Here is a 22,242-nt window from a genome sequence, read left to right as displayed (position 1 = left end):
CATGGCACATCATCACGCACCTACAGGTCCGGTCGGTCCGGCGCCGTTGCCGCATCAGGTCGTCTACACGACCCTGCACTACGACACGCCGTGGTCCTACGAGAGCTACCTCAAGACCGGTGGCTACGCCGCGTTGCGCAAGATCCTCGAAGAGAAGATCGCGCCGGCCGATGTCATCGAGATGGTCAAGGCATCGAACCTGCGCGGCCGCGGTGGCGCAGGCTTCCCGACCGGTCTGAAGTGGTCGTTCATGCCCAGGGGCAACATGCAGAAGTACATCCTGTGCAATTCGGACGAATCCGAGCCGGGAACCTGCAAGGACCGCGACATCCTGCGTTACAACCCGCATTCGGTGGTGGAGGGCATGGCGATCGCCTGCTACGCCACCGGCTCGACCGTGGGCTACAACTATCTGCGCGGCGAGTTCCACCATGAGCCGTTCGAGAACTTCGAGCTGGCGCTGGCCGATGCGTATGCCAACGGCTGGCTGGGCAAGAACATTCTCGGCAGCGGCGTGGATATCGATATCTACGGTGCGCTGGGTGCCGGCGCCTACATCTGCGGCGAAGAAACCGCATTGATGGAATCGCTGGAAGGCAAGAAGGGTCAGCCGCGCTACAAGCCGCCGTTCCCGGCCAACTTCGGCCTGTACGGCAAGCCGACCACCATCAACAACACTGAAACCTATGCGTCGGTGCCGGCGATCATTCGCAACGGCCCGGAGTGGTTCCTCGGGTTGAGCAAGACCAAGAACGGCGGCCCGAAGATCTTCTCGGTGTCCGGTTGCGTGCAGAAGGGCGGCAACTTCGAAGTGCCGCTCGGCACCACCTTCGACGAGCTGCTGGAAATGGCCGGCGGCCTGCGTCCGGGCCGCAAGCTCAAGGGCGTTGTACCTGGCGGTGTGTCGATGCCGGTGCTGAAGGCCGACCAGGTGGCCGGCCTGCAGATGGATTACGACACCTTGCGTGCGCTGGGCACCGGCCTGGGTTCCGGCGCGATCGTGGTGCTGGACGACAGCGTCTGCTGCGTACGCTTTGCCTGCCGCATCTCGCAGTTCTTCCACAAGGAATCCTGCGGCCAGTGCACCCCGTGCCGCGAAGGCACCGGCTGGATGCACCGCGTGCTGGAGCGCATCGTCGCCGGCAAGGCCACGATGGAAGACCTGCACCAGCTGCGTACCGTTGCCGGCCAGATCGAAGGGCACACCATCTGCGCGTTCGGTGAAGCGGCGGCGTGGCCGATCCAAGGCTTCCTGCGCCAGTTCTGGGACGAATTCGAGTACTACATCGTCAACGGTCGCTCGATCGTCGACACGCAAGTCGGAGTGGCCGCATGAGCGCCCAACCAGTCAACCCGAACGTACCTCCGGATCATGTCACCGTCGAAATCGACGGGCAGTCCCTGGTGGTGCCGAAGGGCTCGATGATCATCCAGGCCGCCGACAAGGCCGGCATCCCGATCCCGCGCTTCTGCTACCACGAGAAGCTGCCGATCGCGGCCAACTGCCGCATGTGCCTGGTGGACGTCGAAAAATCCCCGAAGCCGTCGCCGGCCTGCGCCACCCCGGTGATGGACGGCATGAAGGTCACCACGCGTAGCGAAAAGGCGCTGAAGTACCAGCGCAGCGTGATGGAATTTTTGCTGATCAATCACCCGCTGGACTGCCCGATCTGCGATCAGGGCGGCGAGTGCGAGTTGCAGGACGTCTCGCTCGGCTACGGCCGTTCGGTCAGCCGCTTTAACGAGCGCAAGCGCGTGGTGCCGGACGAGGACATCGGTCCGCTGGTCGCCACCGAAATGACCCGCTGCATCCAGTGCACCCGTTGCGTGCGCTTCACTGCAGACATCGCCGGCACCTACGAGTTGGGTGGCATGTATCGCGGTGAAAACCTGCAGATCGGCACCTACGACGGCAAGCCGCTGACCACCGAAATCTCCGGCAACGTCATCGACGTGTGCCCGGTCGGCGCGCTGACCAACAAGGTGTTCCAGTTCCGCGCGCGTCCGTGGGAGCTGATGGCGCGCGAGTCGCTGGGCTACCACGACGCGATGGGCTCGAACCTGTTCCTGCACGTGCGTCGCGGCGAAGTGCTGCGCACCGTGCCGCGCGAGAACGAGGCGGTCAACGAGTGCTGGCTGTCCGATCGCGACCGTTACTCGCATCAGGGTCTGTACTCCGAAGACCGTGCGGTCAAGCCGTTGAAGAAGATCAACGGCGAGTGGACCGAAGTGAGCTGGACCGAAGGTCTGGCCGCTGCGACCCAGATCCTGCGCGACAATGCTGGCGATCAGCTTGGTGTACTGGTGCATCCGTCCACCTCCAACGAGGAAGGCGCGCTGCTCGCACGTCTGGCCGAAGGCTTGAACAGCGGCAATCTGGATCACCGTCTGCTCAATCGCGATTTCTCCGACGCTGCGGTGGCCGAAACGTTTGCAACGCCGCTGGCCGAGATCGAACAGGCCGATGTGGTGGTGCTGTTCGGCACCAACGTGCGTCACGAGCTGCCATTGCTGCATGCGCGTCTGCGCAAGGCGCACATTCAGAACCGCACGCAGATCCATTCGGTCAATCCGGTCGATTTCGATTTCGCATTTACCCAGGCCAGCCGCACCGTCGTCGCGCCGTCGAAACTGGCTGCTGCACTCGACGATGCCGCGCTGCGCGATGTGGTCAAGGGCGCGACGCGCGCCGTAATCGTGGTTGGTGCACTGGCTGAAAATCATCCGCAGGCTGCGGCACTGCGTGCTGCCGCACGTGACTTCGCTGCCGCAACGGGCGCCTCGCTGTGCCGTATCCCGCAGGGTGCGAACGCGGTGGGTCTGGTGTCGCAAGGCGTGCTGCCGAGCGCACGCGATGTGGCCGGCATGCTGGCGCAGCCGCGTCAGGCCTACGTGTTGTACGGCATCGAGCCGGGTCTGGATTTTGCCGATGCCGCCGCTGCACGCAGCGCGCTCGCCGGTGCCAAGGTCGTTGCATTCAGCCAGTTCGCCTGCGCTTCGACGCGCGATGTTGCCGATGTGATCCTGCCGATCGGCGCACTGCCGGAAATCGACGCCTCGCTGACCAATCTGGATGGTCGCGTGCAGACGGCGCGTGCCGCAGGCCGCCTGCCGGTCGAAGCGCGCGAAGGTTGGCGTGTGCTGCGTGCGCTGGGTGGCGAGCTGGGTCTGGCCGGTTTCGAGTTCATCGATCTGGTCGGCCTGCGTGCCGGCCTGCAGAACCGCGACGTGCGCCCGGTAGCTTCGGCCCAGCCGCAGGCGACCACCGACGGGCTGGAGGTTGCGGCAACCGCCGCGATCTACCGCACCGACGCGGTGGTGCGTCGCGCCGCTGCGTTGCAGTCGCATCCGCTGAACGTCTCGCCGTGTGTGGCGATGCATCCGGAGCAGGCTGCGCAGCTACAGATTGGCGCAGGCCAGATGGTCAAGGTCGGCACCGACGCTGGTAAGGCGACGTTGCCGGTGGTGCTGGACAAGCGCGTCGCACCGGGCACGGTGTGGATCGAATGCGGCCATGGCGCTACCGCGCCGCTCGGCGCCGGTCGCGTAACGGTGGTGGCTGCATGAACGGATTGCTGTTGAACGTGGTCGATCCCCTGCACCAGTGGTTCCTCGGACTGGGCGATGGCGGAATCGTGCTATGGACCGTGTTGAAGATCCTGTTGATCGCCGTGCCGGTGATCGTATCGGTGGCCTTCTACGTGGTCTGGGAGCGCAAGCTCATCGGTTGGATGCACGTGCGTCACGGGCCCATGTACGTGGGCATGGGCATCTTTCAGGCCTTCGCCGACGTGTTCAAGCTCCTGTTCAAGGAGATCCTGCAGCCGAGCAGTTCGCACAAGGCGATGTTCATCATCGCGCCGCTGCTGACGCTGGCGCCGGCTTTCGCGGCATGGTCGGTGGTGCCGTTCGATGCGCAGCTGGTGCTCTCCAATGCCAACGTCGGTCTGCTGTATCTGCTGGCGATGACCTCGCTGGGCGTGTACGGCATCATCCTCGCCGGCTGGGCCTCCAACTCCAAGTATGCGTTCCTGGGTGCGATGCGCTCGGCCGCGCAGGTGGTCAGCTACGAGATTGCGATGGGTTTTGCGCTGGTCGGCGTAATGATCGCTTCCGGCAGCGTCAACCTCAGCCAGATCGTGTTTGCGCAAGCGGGTAACTCCGGCCTCTTCGACTGGTTCCTGATTCCGCTGTTCCCGTTGTTCATCGTGTACTGGGTCTCCGGCGTTGCCGAAACCAACCGCGCGCCGTTCGACGTGGTGGAAGGCGAGTCGGAAATCGTCGCGGGCCACATGGTGGAATACTCGGGCGGTGCATTCGCACTGTTCTTCCTGGCCGAATACGCCAACATGATCCTGGTCAGCTTCCTGATCTCGATCTTCTTCCTGGGCGGCTGGTTGAGCCCGTGGCCCCAGGTGTGGGGCAGCCCAGACATCTCGCCGTGGATTGACTGGGTGTGGAAGGGCGGTTGGCCGTGGCTGCTGATGAAGGTGTTCTTCTTCGCCAGCGCCTACATCTGGTTCCGTGCCAGCTTCCCGCGCTACCGCTACGACCAGATCATGCGTCTGGGCTGGAAGGTGTTCATTCCGCTCACGATCGTGTGGATCGCAGTGACGGCATTGATGGTGTTTTACGGCGTGATCCAGAAGGGCGTGTAATTGATGAACAAGATCACCCATTACTTCAAGAGCTTGCTCCTGCTCGAACTGCTCGGAGGCTTGTGGCTGACGTTGAAATACACGTTCAAGCCCAAGTACACCGTGCTGTATCCGATGGAGAAGTTTCCGCAGTCGCCGCGTTTCCGTGGCCTGCATGCGCTGCGTCGTTATCCCAATGGCGAGGAGCGCTGCATCGCCTGCAAGCTGTGCGAAGCGGTCTGCCCGGCATTGGCGATCACCATCGACTCGGCCAAGCGCGAGGATGGCTCGCGCCGCACCACGCGCTACGACATCGACCTGTTCAAGTGCATCTTCTGCGGCTTTTGCGAAGAAAGCTGCCCGGTGGACTCGATCGTCGAAACGCATATCCTCGAGTACCACTTCGAGAAGCGTGGCGAGAACATTGTCAACAAGCCGCAGCTGCTGGCGATCGGAGACCGGCTAGAGGCCGAGATCGCCGAGCGTCGCGCTGCCGATGCCGCCTTCCGTTGAGGTCATGATGGACTGGGTCTCTATTGCGTTTTACGCCTTCTCCGCAATCGCGGTGGTGTCCGCCGGTGCGGTGATCAGCGTGCGTAACCCGGTGTATGCCGTGTTGTGCCTGATCCTCACCTTCTTCTCGATGGCCTGCATCTGGCTGCTGGTCGGTGCCGAGTTCCTCGGCGTCACCCTGGTGCTGGTCTACGTCGGCGCGGTGATGGTGCTGTTCCTGTTCGTGGTGATGATGCTGGACATCGACACCAGCCGGTTGCGCGAGGGCTGGGTCAAGTACATGCCGCTGGGCGTGATCGTTGCGGTGGCGATGCTGGTGCAGATGGTCACCTTGATCGGGGTCAAGTCACGCACTGCCACGCCGTTCCCGGTCGACAATGCAGCAGCGCAGGCTGCCGACAGCTCGAACCTGACCTGGCTGGCCAAGAGCCTGTATACCGAGTTCCTGCTGCCGTTCGAATTTGCTGCGGTGATTCTGACCGTGGCGGTGGTGGCTGCAGTGATGCTGACCCTGCGCAAGCGCACCGGCATCAAGCTGCAGAACGCCGGCGAGCAGTCGCGGGTCAAGGCGGGCGACCGTCTGCGCATGGTCAAAATGGCGGTTGAAAAGCCGGTACAGGTTGCGCCGCAGATCGACGCGGCCGACGGACAGGAGGCGAAGTCTTGATTACCTTGGGCCACCTGCTTGGGCTTGGCGCGGTGCTGTTCTGCATCTCCCTGGCCGGCATCTTCCTCAACCGCAAGAACGTCATCGTGTTGCTGATGTCGATCGAGTTGATGCTGCTGTCGGTCAACGTCAACTTCATCGCATTCTCGCGCGAGCTCGGCGACACCGCCGGTCAGTTGTTCGTGTTCTTCATCCTGACCGTTGCCGCCGCGGAGGCCGCCATCGGCCTCGCGATCCTGGTGACTCTGTTCCGCACGCGCCGCACGATCAATGTGGCCGAAGTCGATACGTTGAAGGGCTGACCTGTAGATGGAAATCACTCTCTCCAAGAGTCTGTTGATCGCAGTGGTGCTTGCACCGCTGGTCGGCAGCATCATCGCCGGCCTGTTCGGGCGCCAGGTAGGACGCAAGGGCGCGCAGTACGTCACCATCCTCGGTGTGGCGGTCAGCTGCGTGCTGTCGTGCCTGACCCTGTACCAATTGGTGGAGCAGGGTGCCAGCCCGTTCAACCAGAACCTGTACACCTTCTTCGACGTCGGTAATTACTCCGCGCATGTCGGCTTCATGGTCGATCGCCTGACCGCGATGATGATGGTGGTGGTGACCTTCGTGTCGCTGCTGGTGCACATCTATACCATCGGCTACATGGAAGAGGATCCGGGTTACCAGCGCTTCTTCAGCTATATCTCGTTGTTCACCTTCTCCATGCTGACGCTGGTGATGAGCAACAACTTCCTGCAGCTGTTCTTCGGCTGGGAAGCGGTGGGCCTGGTGTCGTACCTGCTGATCGGTTTCTGGTTCAAGCGCCCGACCGCCGTGTTCGCCAACATGAAGGCGTTCCTGGTCAACCGCGTCGGCGATTTCGGCTTCATTCTCGGCATCGCCGGTGTGTTGCTGTGGTTCGGCTCGCTGGATTACTCCACCGTGTTCGCCAACGCGACCACCATGGCCGGTGCCAAGGTGCAGCTGTTCGCAGGCCACGAGTGGAGCGTGATGACGCTGATCTGCATCTGCCTGTTCATCGGTGCGATGGGCAAGTCGGCGCAGGTGCCGCTGCATGTGTGGCTGCCTGACTCGATGGAAGGCCCGACCCCGATCTCGGCGCTGATCCACGCTGCAACCATGGTCACTGCCGGCATCTTCATGGTGGCGCGCATGTCGCCGCTGTTCGAGCTGTCCGAAACCGCGCTGAACTTCATCCTGTTCATCGGTGCGACCACGGCTTTCTTCACTGGCCTGATCGGCATCGTGCAGAACGACATCAAGCGCGTGGTCGCGTACTCGACGCTGTCCCAGCTCGGCTACATGACCGTGGCGCTGGGCGTATCGGCCTATTCGGCCGCAGTGTTCCACCTGATGACGCATGCTTTCTTCAAGGCGCTGCTGTTCCTGGCGGCCGGCTCGGTCATCATCGGCATGCACCACGAGCAGGACATGCGCAAGATGGGCGGCCTGCGCAAGTACATGAAGGTGACTTACTGGACCAGTGTGATCGGTACGCTGGCGCTGGTCGGTACGCCGTTCTTCTCGGGCTTCTACTCGAAGGACACCATCATCGAGGCCGCTGCGCATCACGCGCATGAGTCGCATAGCTGGATCGCGACCTATGGCTACTGGGCGGTGCTCGGCGGCGTGCTGGTGACCAGCTTCTACAGCTTCCGTCTGCTGTTCCTGACCTTCCACGGCAAGGAACGCTTCCGCGATGCGCATGCGCACGACGCCCATGCCCACCACGACAGCGCGCACACCGACGCCGAGGCGCAGGTCCACGTGCACGACAGCCATGCGCACGACGCACATGCACACGACACGCATGGCCACGACGATCACGGCCACCATGGCGCACACGAGCCGCACGAGTCCAAGTGGGTTGTGACGTTGCCGTTGATCCTTCTGGCGATTCCGTCGGTGGCGATCGGCTTCTTCACTATCGGCCCGATGTTGTTCGGCACCGATTGGCAGGGCCATCACGCGGCGCACGCGCTTAAAGGGCAGGCTGTGTCGTTCTTCACCGGCATCGTCGACTTCTACGACCCGGCACGCGATACCGTGGGTGCCCTGGCCGAGGAGTTCCATGGCCCGGTCGCGTTCGCGCTGCACGGCATGATGGCGGCACCGTTCTTCCTGACGCTTGCCGGTCTAGTGCTCGCTGCTCTGTTCTACCTGTGGAAGCCGGAACTGGCCACCAAGTCGCGCAAGGCGTTCGCGCCGATCGTGTGGCTGCTGGAAAACAAGTACGGCTTCGACAAGCTGTGGATCAATGGCTTCGCCGGTGGCGGTGTTGTCCTTGGCAAGGCGTCACGCGCAATCGATACCCATGTGGTCGATGGCGTGGCCGTCAATGGTTCTGCCCGACTGATCGACCTGGCTGCAAATCTGCTGCGTCGCACGCAATCCGGTTTCCTCTATCACTACGCCTTCGCAATGATCATCGGTTTGATCGCCTTGTTGGCGGTACTGATGCATTTCTGGCGTTGACCTGTACGGAATAAGAAAACGTGTCGAACTGGCCTTTACTGTCTATCTTGATCTGGCTGCCGATTATCGGTGGCGCCCTGATCCTTGCGTTGCGCAACGCCGAGACTGCCCGCTGGGCATCCCTGGCGGTGGCGGTGGCGACCTTTGTGCTGAGTCTGCCGCTGCTGGGCTACGACACGGCCAATGACGCGATGCAGTTCATCGAACTGCATGCCTGGATTCCGGCCTACAACATCGGCTACAACCTGGGCGTGGATGGCATCGCGGTTGCGTTGATCGTGCTGACCACGCTGGTGACTGTGCTGGCACTGATCGGTGCCTGGCGCTCGATCGACAAGCGCGTCAACCAGTACGTCGCTGCCTTCCTGATCTTGGAAGGCGTCACGGTCGGCATCTTCGCCGCGACCGATGCGATGCTGTTCTATGTCTTCTTCGAAGCCATGCTGATCCCGATGTTCCTCATCATCGGTGTCTGGGGCGGTCCGCGGCGTATCTATGCGGCGATGAAGTTCTTCCTCTACACCTTCCTCGGCTCGGTGCTGATGCTGGTGGGTCTGGTGTATCTGTATCTGAAGGGCGGCAGCTTCCAGCTCGCCGACCTGTATGCGCTGCAGCTGACCGCCAAGGAGCAGACCTGGATCTTCTTCGCGTTCCTGATCGCGTTCGCGGTCAAGGTGCCGATGTTCCCGGTGCATACCTGGTTGCCGGACGCGCACGTCGAAGCACCGACCGCCGGTTCGGTGATCCTGGCGGCGATCGCACTGAAGATCGGCGGCTACGGTTTCCTGCGTTTCAACCTGCCGATCGTTCCCGATGCCAGCCATGAGTTTGCGTGGCTAGTGATCACGCTGTCGCTGATCGCGGTGATCTACGTCGGCCTGGTGGCGTTGGTGCAGGACGACATGAAGAAGCTGGTGGCATATTCGTCCATCGCGCACATGGGTTTCGTCACCCTGGGCACCTTCATCGCCTTCACCCTGGTGCGCGAGTACGGCAGCACCGACGCAGCACGCCTCGGCTTGCAGGGCGCGATGGTGCAGATGATTTCGCACGGCTTCGTGTCCGGCGCGATGTTCTCCTGCATCGGCGTGCTGTACGACCGCATGCACACGCGCCGCATCGCCGATTACGGCGGCGTGGTCAATGTGATGCCGTGGTTCGCGACCTTTTCCATGCTGTTCTTCATGGCCAATGCCGGTCTGCCGGGTACCAGCGGGTTCGTCGGTGAATTCATGGTGATCCTGGCCAGCTTCCAGAAGCATCCGCTGGTTGCCTTCGCCGCCGCCACGACCCTGGTGATCACGGCCGCCTACACGCTTTGGCTCTACAAGCGCGTGTTCTTCGGCGAAGTGGCCAATGCCCACGTGGCCGAGCTGAAGGACATCAATGGCCGCGAGGCTTTCGTGCTGGGGGTGTTCGCTGCTGGCGTGCTGGCCCTGGGCCTGTATCCGAAGCCGCTGACCGATCTGATGGAACCATCGATCGCCAAGCTGGCTACCCAGATCGCCGCGAGCAAGCTTTGACCGCTTGCCGTACGTTTTGATTTTCAGGATTTGATGATGACCACGCCAACGCTCGCGCCGTTGACCACCGCTGACCTGGCTCCGCTCGTTCCGGAGCTGGTGCTGATCGGCGGCGCCTTCGCATTGCTGATGCTCGACCTGTTCATGAGCCAGCGGAACAAGGTCTGGACCCACTTGTTCTCCATCGCTGTTCTCGCCGTGGTGTTTGCGTTGCTGGCCACCGGCACAGGCGGGCAGGGCGATATCTTCAATGGCATGTTCGTGCGCGATACCGCCGCAGACGTGATGAAGACGGTGATCGTGCTCGTCAGCGGGTTGAGCCTGGTCTATGGCTGGACCTACCTGCGCGAGCGCAATCTCTACCAAGGCGAAATCCCGGTACTGGTGTTGTTCGCGACCGCCGGCATGATGCTGCTGGCGTCGGCCGGCAGCCTGCTGATGGTCTACCTGGGTCTGGAACTGCTGGCGCTGTGCTCGTACGCGCTGGTCGCATCCAACCGCGACAACGGCTTGGCCACCGAAGCGGCGATGAAGTATTTCGTGCTGGGTTCGCTGGCGTCGGGCCTGCTGCTGTACGGCATGTCGCTGGTCTATGGCGCTACCGGCACCCTGAGCCTGGCTGGCATCCACGAAGCGATCGAAGGCTCCGGCGAGCGCACGCTGCTGCTGACCGGCACCATCTTCATGATCGCTGGCGTGGCATTCAAGCTGGGCGCGGCACCGTTCCATATGTGGCTGCCGGACGTCTATCAGGGCGCACCGGCACCAATCGCGTTGTTTATCAGCTCCGCACCGAAGCTGGCTGCGTTCGGCATGACCTACCGCCTGCTGGAGGTGGGCATGGGGCCGTTGTCGCCGCAGTGGCATCTGTTGATCGGGGGCCTGTCGGCGCTGTCGCTGGTCGTCGGCAACCTGATGGCCATCGCGCAGAGCAATCTCAAGCGCATGCTTGCGTATTCGACGGTCTCGCATATCGGCTTCCTGCTGATGGGCGTCGCCGGCGGCGGCGAAGAGGGTTACGCGGCCGCGATGTTCTATGCGGTGAGCTACACCATCATGTCGACCGCGTCGTTCGGCGCCATCATCGCGTTGTCGCGCAATGGGTTCGAAGCCGAGAACATCGACGACTTCAAGGGCCTCAACGCGCGCAATCCGTGGATGGCCGGCCTGGTGTTGTGCATCATGGCGTCGCTGGCTGGTATTCCGCCGTTCCTCGGCTTCTGGACCAAGCTGGCCGTGCTGGGCGCGGCAGTGAACGGCGACATGCTGTGGTTGGCGCTGGTGGGTGTGATCTGCGCAGTGATCGGTGCGTATTACTACCTGCGTGTCATCAAGGTCATGTATTTCGACGAGCCGGTCGGTGAGCCGTTGCCAGCCAACAACGACCGTGTGCTGGGGACCGTGCTGGGCGTCAACGCACTTGCGTTGCTCGCGCTTGGCTTGGCCTGGAACCCGATCATGGTGTGGTGCCAGCGCGCGTTTGCCGGTCTCGCATAAGAAGCGGGCATGGTCAGGTGTCGCGTTCGTCGCGACGCCTGTTGCCTGCGCATGGCGCGGATATGAAATAAAGTTGTGATTGGTGTTTCGTTTTTGTTGCATTGCGGTTATCATTCGCCGCGACGTTGGACACTCGCCAAAGTGTCTAACAGATGAAAAACTTAGGGCTTGCAATTGCCGCTCAAGTTCTTCATAATTCCGCTTCTGCTGCGGGGTGGAGCAGTCTGGCAGCTCGTCGGGCTCATAACCCGAAGGTCGCAGGTTCAAATCCTGCCCCCGCTACCAAGTTTCGAATTACCGCTTTATCGCAGTGATTCAACTTCTTGGATCGTAAGGACGCATGTTCCCGTCCTTACGCCGACCCTGAGAGGTCGGGCTTTTTTCACGCAAGGGGCCCATCGGGCCCCTTGTTTTTTCCGGAACCGGAAAGTTTGCTGCCGGTTGCCGGGGTTCTACTGGCAATCATTTGATCAGGGCAGTCTGTGAGCGAAAAAGCGACCGAAATCGCGAATCTGCTGAGTCCAACGGTTGAGTCCCTGGGCTTGGAACTGCTGGGCGTGGAGTATCTTCCCGCGCCAGGCGGCGCCACGTTGCGCCTTTACATCGATGTTCCGCTGGCCGAACAGCCCGAGCGTGTCATCAACGTCGACGATTGCGAGCGCGTGAGCCGTGAAGTCTCCGCCCAGCTCGACGTCGAAGACCCGATCAGTGGCAACTACACCCTGGAAGTGTCCTCGCCGGGTGTGGACCGTCCGTTGTTCACCCTGGAACAATTCGCGCGCCATGTCGGCGAGTCCGCAAAGATCGTGTTGAAGCTTGCGCAGGATGGTCGGCGCCGCTTTCAGGGTCAGATCCTGCGCACCGAGCCGGAAGCTGATGCCGTGGTGTTTTCGGTCGACGGCAAGGACGTGCAGATCGGCTTCGACAACATCGACAAGGCGCGCATCCTGCCGGATTGGGTCGCCTTGGGCCTTGCGCCGCAAAAACCGAATAAGCCCGGCCCGAAAAAACCCGGGCACGACAAGAAGAAACCATCCAACGAGTCGGCGGCTGGCAAGCCGCGCGCGGAGTGACTAAATGAGCAAGGAACTTTTGCTGGTAGTGGATGCGGTGGCCAACGAAAAGGGCGTGCCGCGCGAAGTGATCTTCGATGCGATCGAGGCCGCGCTGGCTTCCGCAGCGAAGAAGCGCTATCCCGACCAGGACGTGCTGACGCGCGTGACCATCGACCACAAGGACGGTAATTACGAAACCTTCCGCCGTTGGGAAGTGGTGGCCGACGACGTGGTGATGGAGTCGCCGGATCGCCAGGTGCGCCTGATGGATGCCATCGACGAGGCCGACGGCGTGGATGTGGGCGACTACATCGAAGAACAGATCGAAAACCCGGATTTCGGCCGTATCGCCGCCCAGGCTGCCAAGCAGGTGATCGTGCAGCGCGTGCGCGAGGCCGAGCGCCAGCAGGTGGTCGATGCCTGGAAGGATCGCGTGGGCGAGCTGATCACCGGCGTGGTCAAGCGTGCCGAGCGCGGCAATATCTTTGTCGATCTGGGTGGCAATGCAGAGGCCTTCATCCCGAAGGACAAGGGCATTCCGCGCGACGTGCTGCGCCCGGGCGACCGCGTGCGCGGCTATCTGGCCGAAGTGCGCTCCGAGCCGCGTGGCCCGCAGCTGTTCATCAGCCGCGCCGCGCCGGAATTCATGATCGAGCTGTTCAAGCTCGAAGTGCCGGAAGTGGGTCAGGGCCTGGTCGAGATCAAGGCCTGCGCCCGCGACCCGGGCGATCGCGCCAAGATCGCCGTGATCGCGCACGACACCCGCACCGATCCCATCGGCGCCTGCATCGGTATGCGTGGTTCGCGCGTGCAGGCGGTGTCCAACGAGCTCAATGGCGAGCGTGTGGACATCGTGCTGTGGAACGAGAACCCGGCCAACTTCGTCATCAACGCAATGGCGCCTGCCGAAGTGCAGTCGATCATCGTCGATGAAGACAAGCACTCGATGGACCTGGCTGTGGCGGAAGACCGCCTGGCGCAGGCGATCGGCAAGGGCGGCCAGAATGTGCGCCTGGCCAGCCGCCTGACCGGCTGGCAGCTCAACGTGATGACCGCCGACCAGGTGGCCGCCAAGTCCGAGGCTGAACAGGCGTCGGCGCGCCAGCTGTTCATGGACCGCCTGGAAGTGGACGAAGAAATCTCCGCGATCCTGGTATCCGAAGGCTTCAATACGGTCGAAGAAATCGCCTACGTCCCGGTCGGTGAACTGCTGGCGGTGGAAGGCTTCGACGAAGACATCGTCGAAGAACTGCGTGCCCGTGCCCGCGATGCGTTGCTCAACGCCGCGCTGGCCGAGGAAGAAGGCCTGGAAGGAACTCAGCCCACCGAGGACCTGCTGGCGCTGGAGGGGATGGACGAGGAAATGGCCTTTGCTCTGGCCGAGCACGGCGTGCGCACCAGCGAGGATTTGTCCGACCTGGCAGCGGACGAGATCGTCGACTTCGGCATCGAGGGCATGACCCAGGAGCGCGCCGCGGCGCTGATCCTGGCGGCCCGCGCCGAGGAGATCGCCCGTTTGGAGCGCGGCGAATGAGCCGGCAATGAACCGCGCCCTGACCCCATCAGGGCTTAGAATCAGCGTTTCCCTTGCTCTGGGCGAGGGGGCGCCAACCAGATCATAGGATCCGAATGTCGCAGCAAACCACCATCCGCAAGCTTGCCGAACTGGTCAATACGCCGGTCGATAAACTGCTGGTTCAACTGGCCGAGGCCGGAATGAAGTTCAGCGGTCCCGACCAGGTCGTGACCAGCACCGAGAAGATGAAACTGCTTGGCTTCCTGCGTCGCACGCATGGCAAGGCCGACACGCCCGCCGAAGCGGCGAGCGAGGCAGCCAAGAAGATCACGCTCAATCGGCGCAAGCTGCAGGAAGTCACGGTCAACGCCGGCCGCACCAAGACCACGGTCAACGTGGAAGTGCGGCAGAAGCGTACTTACGTGAAGTCCGAGAACGAAGGCGGCGGCCGCGCCGCGCCGATGACGCCGGACGAAGAGCGCGCCGACATCCTGCGCAAGCTCGAGGAGTCGCGTAAGCGCAACCTCGACGAGCAGCAGCGTCTGGCCGAAAGCGATCGTGTGCGCGATGAAGCAATCCAGCGCAAGCGCGACGAAGAGCAGGCCGCAAAAGACCGCGCAGAAGCCGAGCGCAAGGCTGCCGAGGAAGCCGCTGCGGCTGCCAGTGCGCCGGCCCCGGTTGCTGCTGCGCCGACGCCGTCGTCTGCGCCCGCCGCGCGTGCTCCGTCCTCGCCGTCTTCGGCACCGCGTCCGGCCCGCCCGGCTGGCGCGTCGCCCGCCTCGCGTCCGGCGACGCCGGCCCGCCCGGACGACCGCAACAACGCCGCCAAGCACAAGACGCGCGGTTCGCACGTCATGGTGGCTGGCGTCGAAGACGACGATGCGACCAAGCGCTTTGCCGGTCAGCTGCATCTGTCTGCGGCCGATCGTGCGCGTCGTTCCAACGTGCGTGGCAAGCCGACCGGTCGTCCGGGTTCGTCGTCGTCGCGCCGTGGCAACGACAGCGGCCGGGGCGGCAACCAAGGCAATAGCGGCCCGCACGGGTTCGAGCGTCCGACCGCACCGGTGGTGCGTGAAGTAGCGATCGGCGAGACCATCACCGTGGCCGACCTGGCGCAGAAGCTCGCGCTCAAGGGCGGCGACGTGGTCAAGGCGCTGTTCAAGATGGGCGTCATGGCGACCATCACCCAGAGCATCGACCATGACACTGCTGCGCTGGTGACCGAAGAGCTCGGCCACAAGGCTGTGCGTGCCGACAATGCCGACTTCGAGGATGCGCTGCTGGCGCATGCCGAGGATGCGCAGGGGGAAACCACCTCGCGTCCGCCGGTGGTCACCATCATGGGTCACGTCGACCACGGCAAGACCTCGCTGCTGGATTACATCCGTCGGACCAAGATCGCCTCTGGCGAGGCCGGCGGCATCACCCAGCACATCGGTGCGTACCACGTCGAAACCGGCCGTGGCGTCATCAGCTTCCTGGATACGCCCGGCCATGCCGCGTTTACCTCGATGCGTGCGCGCGGCGCCAAGATCACCGACATCGTGGTGCTGGTGGTTGCAGCCGATGATGGCGTGATGCCGCAGACCAAGGAAGCGGTGGCGCATGCCAAGGCGGCGGGCGTTCCGTTGATCGTGGCGGTCAACAAGATCGACAAGGCCGGCGCCGATCCGCTGCGGGTCAAGAACGAGTTGCTGGCCGAAAACGTGGTGGCCGAAGAGTTCGGTGGCGATACCCAGTTCATCGAAGTGTCGGCCAAGGTCGGTACCGGTGTGGACACGCTGCTGGACGCGATTTCGCTACAGGCCGAAGTGCTGGAACTCAAGGCCGTGGCCGATGGCCGCGCCAGCGGTACCGTGATCGAATCGTCGCTGGACAAGGGCCGCGGCCCGGTCGCGACGGTGCTGGTGCAGCAGGGCGCGCTGAAGCGTGGCGACTACCTGGTGTGCGGTATCCAGTACGGCCGCGTGCGTGCGCTGTTCGACGAAACCGGCCATCAGCCGGCCTCGGCGGGCCCGTCGATCCCGGTGCAGGTGCTCGGCTTGTCAGGCGTGCCGGAAGCCGGCGACGACTTCGTGGTCGTCGACGACGAGCGTCTGGCCAAGGACGTGGCGCAGCAGCGCGAAACCAAGCGTCGCGAGTCGCGCCTGGTCGCCTCGGCCACCAACCGCATGGAAGACATCCTGGCCCAGATGGGCAAGGGCGAAGGCCAGCAGGTGTTGAACCTGGTGATCAAGGCCGACGTGCAGGGTTCGGTGGAAGCGCTCAAGCAGTCGCTGGTGGCCTTGTCCAACGACGATATCCGCATCAACGTGATCCACTCCGGCGTGGGCGGCATCACCGAGTCCGATGCCAATTCGGCAGCGGCCTCCAAGGCCACGGTGATCGGCTTCAACGTGCGTGCGGATGCCTCGGCGCGCAAGATCGTCGAGTCCAACGGCATCGATCTGCGTTACTTCTCGATCATCTATGACGTGATCGACCAGGTGAAGCAGGTGGCCTCCGGTCTGCTCGGCGTGGAAATCCGCGAAGAGATCATCGGTATCGCGCAGGTGCGCGATGTGTTCCGCAGCTCCAAGTTCGGCGCGGTCGCAGGCTGCATGATCATCGAAGGCGTGGTCAAGCGCAGCAAGCCGATCCGCGTGCTCCGCGACAGCGTCGTGGTGTTCGAGGGCGAGCTGGAATCGCTGCGTCGCTTCAAGGAAAACGTCGACGAAGTGCGCAATGGTACCGAGTGCGGTATCGGCGTGAAGGCCTACAACGACGTCAAGGCCGGCGATCAGATCGAGTGCTTCGAGCGTATCGAGGTTGCCCGCACGCTGTAATGGAAATCGGGGCCTGCGGGCCCCGATTTACCGCGCTGGCGCATGGCGTCACGCAAGTTCTGCAAGGCGAGGGCGGCATGGCCGCCCGCGTTCGTTTTTGGCTTCGGTGCCATCTGGCCCTCCGAATCAACCAGGTCCACGACCATGCCACCCAAATCATTCCATCGCACCGACCGCGTCTCTGCGCAGGTGCGTCGCGACCTCGGCACCATCGTGCACGCGGCCGTGCGCGACCACGGCCTGCCGTCGGTCAGCGTGTCCGATGTCGAAATCAGCCGCGATCTGGCGCACGCCAAGGTGTTCGTCACCGCGCTGCAGCAGGAGCGCTCGGCCGAAGCGGTCAAGGGGCTCAAGGAAATCGCCGGTCAGCTGCGCACGCAACTGGCGCGCGCGATGAAGCTGCGGCATGTGCCCGAGCTGCACTTTCACTACGACGACTCGGTCGACCGTGGCGAACGCATCGACAACCTGCTGCGTGACCTGGACGATGTCGGTCCGCAGGCCACGTCCAGCGATGAGGACGCCGAGCAGCGCTGAGCGCTGTGTCGGCTGGGCGAGCTGCCGCGCCCCTGGATTCCCGCGGATGCGCACAGCGCCCGATTCGAGCACCGATCTTTTGAAACCCCGCATCGTCTATCGCCCGCTGCACGGCATCCTGTTGCTGGACAAACCGGCCGGGCTCAGTTCCAACGCTGCATTGCAGGCCGCACGCCGCTTGTTGCGTGCCGAAAAGGGCGGCCACACCGGCAGCCTGGACCCGCTGGCCACCGGCTTGCTGCCGTTATGCCTGGGCGAGGCGACCAAGATCGCCGGCTTGCTGCTGGGTTCGGCCAAGGCGTACGACGCCGAGGTGGTACTGGGCGTCACCACCGATACCGACGATGCCGACGGCGAGCCGCTGCGCGAGCGTGCGGTGCCTGCGCTGAGCGAAGAGGCAGTGCGCGCGGCCTTGGCCTCGTTTATCGGGCGCATCCAGCAGCAGGCCCCGATCTATTCCGCGCTCAAGCAGGGTGGCGAGCCGCTGTATGCCAAGGCACGCAGGGGCGAAGCGATCGAAGCGCCGGTACGTGAGGTCGACGTGCATGCGATCGAGTTGATCGGCTACCACGCGCCGCGCCTGCAGTTGCGCGTGACCTGCGGCTCCGGCACCTACATCCGCAGCCTGGCCCGCGATCTGGGCGAAAGTCTCGGCTGCGGTGCGCATATCGCCGCGCTGCGCCGGCTCTGGGTAGAGCCGTTCCGCTCGCCCCAGATGATGACCCTGGAAGCGTTGAGCGCAGCAGTGGAATCGGGCGCGCGGGCGCAGGATCTGCTGCTGCCGATCCAGGCAGGGCTGGCCGATTTTGCGCAGATCACCCTCGATCACGCCCATGCGACCCGCTTCCGGATGGGACAAAGGCTGCGCGATCCGGCGTTTCCAGCCGGCCAGGTCGCCGTTTTCGGCCCGGATGGAAGCCCGTCAGGCCTTGGCCTTGTTGACGCTGACGGCCGGCTGTCGCCGCAGCGCTTGTTCAATGGACTGAACGAAACTCCAGGTTGTTAAGGTTTAGTCAACTTGTTCCCGGCGTCCTGCGACGGTACAATTTCGCGGCCCCGATCGGGGCACCTCAGCGCCAAGCGCGCTCATCCCTAGCAAACGGCGAGTCCGACGGTGCGTCATGCACGTTCCTGTCGACCACGCATCTATCGAGTAAACATCATGTCCGTCGACACCCAGAAAGTTATTGAAGACAACAAGCGCAGCGCCCAGGACACCGGTTCGCCGGAAGTGCAGGTCGCTCTGCTGACCGCACGCATCGAGCTGCTGACCGGCCACTTCAAGACCCACAAGAAGGATCACCACAGCCGTCGCGGTCTGCTGCAGATGGTCAACCGTCGCCGCAGCCTGCTCGACTACCTGAAGAAGAAGGACAACGATCGTTACAAGTCGTTGATCGAGAAGCTCGGCCTGCGCCGCTAATCGAGTCCTACCGCCGCGGCGCAGCGATGCGCCGCGGCTTTGTTTTGGTCGTTCGCAAACGCGTCATCGCATCATCAAGTTCATGGGCCGGAGCCTCCCGGCCGCCCGTTCTCGGCATGGGTCGACGACGGTCCAACGAAGACAGTTACACCTAAGGAAAAAACCTCCGTGGCAAAAATCACCAAAACCTTCCAGTACGGCAAGCACACCGTCACCCTGGAGACGGGCGAAGTCGCTCGCCAGGCGAGCGGTGCCGTCATCGTCAAGATGGACGACACCGTACTGCTGGTCACCGCCGTCGCCGCAAAAACCGCGCGCGAAGGGCAGGACTTCTTCCCCCTGACGGTCGATTATCAGGAGAAGTTCTACGCCGGCGGCCGCATCCCGGGCGGCTTCTTCAAGCGCGAAGGACGTGCGACCGAGAAGGAAACGTTGATCTCGCGCCTGATCGACCGTCCGATCCGTCCGCTGTTCCCGGAGGACTACAAGAACGAAGTGCAGATCATCGCCACCGTGATGTCGATGAACCCGGACATCGACGGCGATATCGCCGCGTTGATCGGTGCGTCGGCTGCACTGTCGCTGGCCGGCACCCCCTTCAATGGCCCGATCGGCGCCGCCAAGGTGGGCTACAAGAACGGTGAGTACATCCTCAACCCGACCATCGCCGAGCTGAAGGATTCGCAGCTGGAGCTGGTGGTTGCCGGTACCGCCAATGCGGTGCTGATGGTGGAGTCGGAAGCGGCGCTGCTGTCCGAAGAAGTGATGCTGGGCGCAGTGACCTTCGGTCATCGCGAACTGCAGAAGGTCATCAATGCGATCAACGAGCTGACCGTCGAAGCCGGCACCAAGCCCAGTACCTGGGTTGCGCCTGCCAAGAACACCGCGCTGATCAACGCGCTGAAGGAAGCCGTCGGCACGCAGCTGGCGAGCGCCTTCCAGGTGCGCGACAAGCTGCAGCGTCGCGATGCCATCTCGGCGATCAAGAAGGACGTGATGGAGTCGCTGGCCGGCCGCGTCGCCTCTGAGGGCTGGAGCAGCGCCGAGCTGTCGAAGGAATTCGGCGAGCTGGAATACCACACCATGCGCGACTCGGTGCTCGACACCAAGGTGCGTATCGATGGTCGTGCGCTGGATACCGTGCGTCCGATCGCGGTGCAGGCCGGCGTGCTGCCGCGTACCCACGGCTCGGCGCTGTTCACCCGCGGCGAGACGCAGGCGATCGTGGTCACCACGCTGGGCACTGCCCGCGATGGCCAGGTGATCGATGCGGTCAGCGGCGAGTACAAGGAAAACTTCCTGTTCCATTACAACTTCCCTCCGTATTCGGTGGGCGAGTGCGGTCGCTTCGGTGCGCCGAAGCGTCGCGAAATCGGTCATGGCCGTCTGGCCAAGCGCGGCGTGCTCGCCGTGATGCCGAGCCTGGAAGAATTCCCGTACACGATCCGCGTGGTCTCGGAAATCACCGAGTCCAATGGCTCCTCGTCGATGGCATCGGTCTGCGGCAGCTCGCTGGCGCTGATGGATGCCGGCGTGCCGATCAAGGCCCCGGTCGCAGGTATCGCGATGGGCCTGGTCAAGGAAAACGACCGCTTCGTGGTGCTGTCGGACATCCTGGGTGACGAAGATCACCTCGGCGACATGGACTTCAAGGTGGCCGGTACTGCCGAAGGCGTGTCCGCGCTGCAGATGGACATCAAGATCGAAGGCATCACCGAAGAGATCATGAAGCAGGCATTACAGCAGGCCAAGGCCGGCCGTCTGCACATCCTCGGCGAGATGGCGCATGCACTGACCGCCCCGCGTCAGGAGCTGAGCGACTACGCGCCGCGCTTGCTGACCATCAAGATCCACCCGGACAAGATCCGCGAAGTGATCGGCAAGGGCGGCTCGACCATCCAGGCGATCACCAAGGAAACCGGTACGCAGATCGACATCCAGGACGACGGCACGATCATCATCGCCTCGGTCAACGCGATCGCCGCGCAAGCTGCCAAGTCGCGTATCGAGCAGATCACCTCGGACGTGGAGCCGGGCCGCATCTACGAAGGCAAGGTCGCCAAGATCATGGACTTCGGCGCGTTCGTCACCATCCTGCCGGGCAAGGACGGCCTGGTGCACGTCTCGCAGATTTCCAGCGAGCGCGTGGAGAAGGTCGGCGACAAGCTGAAGGAAGGCGATCTGGTCCGCGTCAAGGTGCTGGAAGTGGACAAGCAGGGCCGTATCCGTCTGTCGATCAAGGCAGTGGAAGAAGGCGAGGGCGTTCCGCCGTCGGCCGAGTAATCGCCGTTGGTTGATACGTCACGAAAAAGCGGGCTTCGGCCCGCTTTTTTGTTGTCGATTCGCAATAGCCCATGCCTTGTTCCTTCTCCCACCGGGAGAAGGTGCCCCGAAGGGGCGGATGAGGGTGCGGTCGCAGTCTCATGCAGGTAAAACGGCGCCAGGGCTACGCGTCCGTACCCTCACCCCAACCCCAACCCCTCTTCCGCAGGGAGAGGGGCTTTTGATTCGTGCCTCACCCAGGCTGCTGCTGCGTCGCAGGCTGCGTTTCCGGGCGCGGCGGCACCACGCGTGGAAAACCTGGTGGCATCGTCTGCTCGGCAGGCGGTGCGGTGGGCGCAGGCAGTGGTTCGGTCGGCGGTGGCGCCAGCATCGCCGCATCAGGACGCAGCTTCAGCAACGCAGCCCAGTCGCGACGATTGAAGTCGCATAGTTCTTCGTGTGCCGGCGTGCATTCGCTGGCGGCGCCAAGGCTGTCTTCGTTCTGGTCCTGCGCGTTGTCGGACTGCGGCGTCGGCAATACCACCCGACCGGCGCGGTCCAGCGGCATCTTGCGCATCATCACGGTGTTGAACACATTGCCGCCGATCAGATACAGCGTGCGATCGCCGCCGACATTGGCAGCCACCACCACATCGCAATGCGATTGCCATGGCATCGATGCGCTACCGCCCAACGCGGCCTTCAATCCTGCGTAGCCAAGCGCCACGCTGCGCCCGCGGAGCAGGCAGAGCAGATCGCCGGGTGCAGGCTTTTCGACGGCAGGGTCGGCGAACTGGTACGGGCCGGTGGCACCGTCGTTGTACGCGCTGCGAATGTAGTCCAGATGGCGCGCTGAACGGTGGAATCCGCTCAGTCTGGCTTGCGTCATCACCCATGAAATGAAAGCGGCCGACCACGGGTTGTCGATCAGAAACGCGCGACAATCGCTGGCGGTGTAGCGGGTGCCATCCAATGCAGAGCAACTTGACGCGCCGGGACGGCCGCCCATCGAAGCAAGCGTGCCGCTGTCGCGCCAATAGCCTGCCACGCGCTGCCAGGCGACGACACCATGGTCGGCGAGATAGCCCGATTCGGCTTCGGTCACGCCCAGGCTGGCAAGGCGCCCTTTGGCATCGATGAACGGGTGTTGCCACAGACGATGCTCATTGCAGGCCGAGCGCACGATGGCGATAGCGGCGGGGCTGGTGCCGAACCGCGGCGGCACATCGCACACTTCCGCAGCCGCAGCGCCGCCTCCCAATCCTGCAAGCAACAGGCACATCCACGGCCAGGGTCTTACGGTCATCGA

General features: G+C 63.3%; 17 protein-coding genes and 1 tRNA gene. 17 read left to right on the top strand and 1 reads right to left on the bottom strand.

Translation table 11 applies throughout. The annotated features are described in order from the left end of the window. The first annotated feature begins 1 nt into the window (after position 1). The 17 genes from nuoF (at position 2) to pnp (ending at position 20,954) form a co-directional block, all read left to right on the top strand. Entirely contained in the window at positions 2-1,336 is a 1,335-nt protein-coding gene (nuoF, locus tag FHY19_RS01525) for an NADH-quinone oxidoreductase subunit NuoF (RefSeq protein WP_259161023.1), read from the top strand. Beyond that, entirely contained in the window at positions 1,333-3,567 is a 2,235-nt protein-coding gene (nuoG, locus tag FHY19_RS01520) for an NADH-quinone oxidoreductase subunit NuoG (protein ID WP_259161021.1), read from the top strand. Before nuoF ends, nuoG begins: the two co-directional genes overlap by 4 nt. Further along, on the top strand, positions 3,564-4,658 hold the full coding sequence (gene nuoH, locus FHY19_RS01515) for an NADH-quinone oxidoreductase subunit NuoH (RefSeq protein ID WP_259161019.1): 1,095 nt from the start codon (positions 3,564-3,566) through the stop codon (positions 4,656-4,658). Before nuoG ends, nuoH begins: the two co-directional genes overlap by 4 nt. Positions 4,659-4,661: 3 nt before the next feature. After that, on the top strand, positions 4,662-5,150 hold the full coding sequence (gene nuoI, locus FHY19_RS01510; RefSeq protein WP_039407442.1) for an NADH-quinone oxidoreductase subunit NuoI: 489 nt from the start codon (positions 4,662-4,664) through the stop codon (positions 5,148-5,150). Between the two features lie 4 nt (positions 5,151-5,154). Beyond that, the gene (locus FHY19_RS01505) at positions 5,155-5,817 is read left to right on the top strand and encodes an NADH-quinone oxidoreductase subunit J (protein ID WP_259163814.1); all 663 of its coding nucleotides are present in this window, start codon (positions 5,155-5,157) and stop codon (positions 5,815-5,817) included. Continuing rightward, a complete protein-coding gene (gene nuoK, locus FHY19_RS01500) occupies positions 5,814-6,119 on the top strand; it encodes an NADH-quinone oxidoreductase subunit NuoK (RefSeq protein WP_005914274.1) in 306 nt (101 codons plus the stop codon). Before FHY19_RS01505 ends, nuoK begins: the two co-directional genes overlap by 4 nt. 7 nt (positions 6,120-6,126) lie before the next feature. After that, the gene (gene nuoL, locus FHY19_RS01495) at positions 6,127-8,295 is read left to right on the top strand and encodes an NADH-quinone oxidoreductase subunit L (protein WP_259151038.1); all 2,169 of its coding nucleotides are present in this window, start codon (positions 6,127-6,129) and stop codon (positions 8,293-8,295) included. Between the two features lie 20 nt (positions 8,296-8,315). Continuing rightward, positions 8,316-9,818 (top strand): NADH-quinone oxidoreductase subunit M, encoded by a 1,503-nt coding sequence (locus FHY19_RS01490; RefSeq protein ID WP_259151036.1) that lies wholly within the window; start codon positions 8,316-8,318, stop codon positions 9,816-9,818. Between the two features lie 36 nt (positions 9,819-9,854). Beyond that, positions 9,855-11,315, top strand: coding sequence for an NADH-quinone oxidoreductase subunit NuoN (gene nuoN, locus FHY19_RS01485; protein WP_259151033.1), 1,461 nt, complete (start codon positions 9,855-9,857; stop codon positions 11,313-11,315). A gap of 208 nt (positions 11,316-11,523) precedes the next feature. Continuing rightward, a tRNA-Met gene (locus tag FHY19_RS01480) sits at positions 11,524-11,600 on the top strand. A 197-nt stretch (positions 11,601-11,797) separates the two neighbouring features. Beyond that, complete coding sequence (gene rimP, locus FHY19_RS01475) at positions 11,798-12,388, top strand: ribosome maturation factor RimP (RefSeq protein ID WP_259151031.1); 591 nt, start codon at positions 11,798-11,800, stop codon at positions 12,386-12,388. Positions 12,389-12,392: 4 nt separating this feature from the next. Beyond that, positions 12,393-13,904, top strand: a complete 1,512-nt coding sequence (gene nusA / locus FHY19_RS01470) for a transcription termination factor NusA (protein WP_259161017.1) — start codon at positions 12,393-12,395, stop codon at positions 13,902-13,904. A 95-nt stretch (positions 13,905-13,999) separates the two neighbouring features. Continuing rightward, positions 14,000-16,711: a translation initiation factor IF-2 gene (gene infB / locus FHY19_RS01465; protein ID WP_259161015.1), complete on the top strand. Its 2,712-nt coding sequence runs from the start codon at positions 14,000-14,002 to the stop codon at positions 16,709-16,711. Between the two features lie 144 nt (positions 16,712-16,855). Continuing rightward, on the top strand, positions 16,856-17,248 hold the full coding sequence (rbfA, locus tag FHY19_RS01460) for a 30S ribosome-binding factor RbfA (RefSeq protein WP_259161014.1): 393 nt from the start codon (positions 16,856-16,858) through the stop codon (positions 17,246-17,248). Between the two features lie 79 nt (positions 17,249-17,327). Further along, positions 17,328-18,254, top strand: a complete 927-nt coding sequence (gene truB / locus FHY19_RS01455) for a tRNA pseudouridine(55) synthase TruB (protein ID WP_259161012.1) — start codon at positions 17,328-17,330, stop codon at positions 18,252-18,254. Positions 18,255-18,410: 156 nt separating this feature from the next. Continuing rightward, positions 18,411-18,671: a 30S ribosomal protein S15 gene (gene rpsO / locus FHY19_RS01450; RefSeq protein ID WP_005991399.1), complete on the top strand. Its 261-nt coding sequence runs from the start codon at positions 18,411-18,413 to the stop codon at positions 18,669-18,671. Positions 18,672-18,839: 168 nt separating this feature from the next. Next, positions 18,840-20,954: a polyribonucleotide nucleotidyltransferase gene (gene pnp / locus FHY19_RS01445; RefSeq protein WP_046963953.1), complete on the top strand. Its 2,115-nt coding sequence runs from the start codon at positions 18,840-18,842 to the stop codon at positions 20,952-20,954. Positions 20,955-21,186: 232 nt separating this feature from the next. Here the strand turns inward: pnp and FHY19_RS01440 are convergent, their stop codons facing one another. Continuing rightward, a complete protein-coding gene (locus tag FHY19_RS01440; RefSeq protein WP_259161010.1) occupies positions 21,187-22,239 on the bottom strand; it encodes a DUF2272 domain-containing protein in 1,053 nt (350 codons plus the stop codon). Positions 22,240-22,242 lie beyond the last annotated feature (3 nt).

The organism is Xanthomonas sp. 4461 (assembly GCF_024806475.1).
Lineage (GTDB): Bacteria > Pseudomonadota > Gammaproteobacteria > Xanthomonadales > Xanthomonadaceae > Xanthomonas > Xanthomonas arboricola_F.
Note: the sequence above shows the minus strand (reverse complement) of the source record. Positions and strands in the feature narration are given on the sequence as shown.

Excerpts from the sequence above, each read along its gene's own strand:
- nuoH (WP_259161019.1), top strand. The coding sequence starts at position 3,564 with ATGAACGGATTGCTGTTGAACGTGGTCGATCCCCTGCACCAGTGGTTC.
- rbfA (WP_259161014.1), top strand. The coding sequence starts at position 16,856 with ATGCCACCCAAATCATTCCATCGCACCGACCGCGTCTCTGCGCAGGTG.
- nusA (WP_259161017.1), top strand. The coding sequence starts at position 12,393 with ATGAGCAAGGAACTTTTGCTGGTAGTGGATGCGGTGGCCAACGAAAAG.
- nuoN (WP_259151033.1), top strand. The coding sequence starts at position 9,855 with ATGACCACGCCAACGCTCGCGCCGTTGACCACCGCTGACCTGGCTCCG.
- nuoL (WP_259151038.1), top strand. The coding sequence starts at position 6,127 with ATGGAAATCACTCTCTCCAAGAGTCTGTTGATCGCAGTGGTGCTTGCA.
- infB (WP_259161015.1), top strand. The coding sequence starts at position 14,000 with ATGTCGCAGCAAACCACCATCCGCAAGCTTGCCGAACTGGTCAATACG.
- nuoF (WP_259161023.1), top strand. The coding sequence starts at position 2 with ATGGCACATCATCACGCACCTACAGGTCCGGTCGGTCCGGCGCCGTTG.
- nuoG (WP_259161021.1), top strand. The coding sequence starts at position 1,333 with ATGAGCGCCCAACCAGTCAACCCGAACGTACCTCCGGATCATGTCACC.
- rpsO (WP_005991399.1), top strand. The coding sequence starts at position 18,411 with ATGTCCGTCGACACCCAGAAAGTTATTGAAGACAACAAGCGCAGCGCC.
- FHY19_RS01505 (WP_259163814.1), top strand. The coding sequence starts at position 5,155 with ATGATGGACTGGGTCTCTATTGCGTTTTACGCCTTCTCCGCAATCGCG.
- nuoI (WP_039407442.1), top strand. The coding sequence starts at position 4,662 with ATGAACAAGATCACCCATTACTTCAAGAGCTTGCTCCTGCTCGAACTG.
- FHY19_RS01440 (WP_259161010.1), bottom strand. The coding sequence starts at position 22,239 with ATGACCGTAAGACCCTGGCCGTGGATGTGCCTGTTGCTTGCAGGATTG.